We start from the raw sequence: 1,989 nt of genomic DNA on the forward strand, positions 1-1,989 counted from the left end.
ATGCAAGATGAGGAAATTTTTCGCATGCTAACCGCTGATCTATCCGCTGATGAAAAAGAGATCGCTAAGTTAGTTTGGAGTACCAACGACCTAAGCGAACTTGTTTTTGTCATGCAAAATGCACTTTCGCAAGGCAAAGTCAAAGACGAGGAAAAAGCTAAGCTTTGGAGTGAGTTAGTGCAAAAAATGATCTTTCACTCCACCACCAAAGACAAGTAAAAGGGCACTCCCCTCCCCACTGCCAAAAGCTCTTTGATCGTTAACTCTCTGCCCATGTGTTGATTTCTCTTTGGGGGGTACGGGGGGCTACCCCCCCCGCTCTCATTGTGCTACCTCCCCTAACGCTTATCTCTCAAGCCCACTTGCAAACTTTGCGCTTCTAAAGCCTCTTTGGGGGCGCGGGGGCTATCCCCCGCAATGCACGGAGTGCAAGCCACGAAAGCGAAGCGTAAGCGTAGCGAAGTGGCTAAGCTATGAATGCCGAAGCGATAGCGGAGGCTTACCAAGATAACTCGCTTTTTTAGATCCCCTTTTTTGTGCTTAAAAACGCCATTTTTCTCGCGCGTAACCTTATCTTGATACTATTAAGAAACTATGGGCGGATTAGATTAAGGCTTTTAACCGCGCTGTGTAGGGGGTTTGTGGGGGTTTTTTGGTGTTAGTAGGTTACTTGTGTTATAGTGTGGGCTACCAAACAACCAAGTAAGGAGACCCACATGCAGACTTTACCCAATGAGATAAAGCCACTTTACCAGACAAGATAAAGCGACGAATATTTTACCAAATGACGACTTAGACTTAGCCCAAACTTTAGGGGATTTCACTAGCCACAGAATGCAAGCCCAGAACCTAGACTTAGCTAGCCGTTACGCCCACATTAACGCTAGAAAAGCCGAAAGGTGTGCAGCATGTGGCACTTATTTAGCCTTTGCTGTCTACAAAAACGCCCAGACGCAGGAGCTCAAACGCATTCTTTCAGAAGCCAACTTTTGCAAAGCGCGTTTCTGTCCCATGTGTGCATGGCTAAAGGCTAAAAAACAGATTAGCTATTTCTACCGCGTTTTTAAAGCCATAGAGGCAAAGAGAAGGGTAGGCTATATCTTCCTACACCTCACTATCAAGAACGCTCCCCTAGAGGCCTTAAAATGCAATCTAGGGCATATGAGCAAGGCATGGCATAAGCTAGTTAAGCGTAAAGCATTCAAAAACGCTTTTTTAGGCTTTGTCCGCGCCACTGAATTTATCGGTGATCAAACCCCGCCCCACGAGTGCCACCCGCATTACCACGCCATACTAGTAGCCCCTAGCCGTTATTTTGTTTCAGAACTTTACCTTTCGCAAGCCAAAATAACCGCCCTTTGGCAAGCCTCCCTAAAAGTGCCCTATACGCCCATTGTGCATGTCAACCGCATTCGCCTTAAGAAGCCAAAAAAGGGTAAAGCTCTTGCACAGATTAACCCGCAAGATAACGCCTTGCTCTCAAGCCTACTTGAGTGTGTGAAGTATTGCGTTAAGCCTGCCAAAGTGGCTAAGCTCTCCCAAGCTCAATTTGCGATCCTTGATGAACAAAGCAAAGGCGCTCACCAGTACGATAGCGGTGGCATTGTCAAAGAGACGCCCCCATTAGAACAAGACGACTTAGACCCAGAGGTTTGGGAGTATCTCAAAACCGAGTACTTCACATGGTGTGGCATGGAATACAAACGCGATGAGGAAGTAGAGCTTTTGCAAGAGGAAAATTTGCAAGCGGAAATAGAAAACTTGCAAGAGGAAATGGAACTTTTGCAAGAGGAAATAAAATCTTTGCAAGAGAACGATGACATTTGAATTTTGCCCCGCAGTGCCCAATACTCTAGGGAGTTTACGACCGCCCCACAAAGTGGGAGAGTATTGGGCTCAATACCCCCCCCATGTAATGGGGACACTTCGCAAGCTCGTTGGGGTATTGAGCTCTGCGAGGCAAGTTGAAAGAAACGGAGGTTTTAAAAA

2 protein-coding genes are annotated in these 1,989 nt (G+C 46.6%); both read left to right on the forward strand.

Features of this window, described 5'->3' with window-relative positions; translation table 11 throughout:
- A complete protein-coding gene (locus ABLL_RS15030) occupies positions 1–219 on the forward strand; it encodes a hypothetical protein (RefSeq protein ID WP_014475548.1) in 219 nt (72 codons plus the stop codon).
- 615 nt (positions 220–834) lie between these two features.
- Complete coding sequence (locus ABLL_RS14570) at positions 835–1,827, forward strand: protein rep (protein WP_014475550.1); 993 nt, start codon at positions 835–837, stop codon at positions 1,825–1,827.
- The last annotated feature ends 162 nt before the right edge of the window (positions 1,828–1,989 follow it).

The organism is Arcobacter sp. L (genome assembly GCF_000284235.1).
In the GTDB taxonomy this organism is placed as follows: Bacteria; Campylobacterota; Campylobacteria; order Campylobacterales; family Arcobacteraceae; genus Aliarcobacter; species Aliarcobacter defluvii.